The sequence below is a fragment of the Mesorhizobium sp. M4B.F.Ca.ET.143.01.1.1 genome (genome assembly GCF_004792275.1).
GTDB lineage: Bacteria > Pseudomonadota > Alphaproteobacteria > Rhizobiales > Rhizobiaceae > Mesorhizobium > Mesorhizobium abyssinicae.
The window spans coordinates 1-297 of record NZ_SRSR01000304.1 but is presented as its reverse complement, the minus strand read 5'-3'; the positions used below and the strand labels follow the sequence as shown (position 1 = coordinate 297).

Sequence of the window (297 nt, the reverse complement as noted above, 5' to 3'; positions counted from 1 at the left end):
GGCACATCTTCTGGAGCGATCCGCGCAATCAGTATTACAGCCGGCAGCTCGGCCGCGCCGAGGACGACACGATCGTCCAGGTCGGCGCCGACGGCACCGGCGCGTCGGTGCGCTGGAGCTTTTCACGCATCACCGAACACTCGTTCCGCTGGCTCGGCGAGCGCTCGCATGATGGCGGCGCGACCTGGCGCATGGAGGTCGAATTCCTGGCCCGGCGCGCGACTCCAGCCTGAGCAGACAACCAATTGCAATCATGGAGGAAACAATGCTCGACCATGTCTCGATCGGCGTTCGCGA

Annotated in this window: 1 pseudogene; it reads left to right on the top strand. The window is 64.6% G+C overall.

The features are described from left to right. A pseudogene (locus tag EN786_RS37095) lies at nucleotides 1-233 on the top strand (hypothetical protein); the annotation flags it as partial. Nucleotides 234-297: the final 64 nt, after the last annotated feature.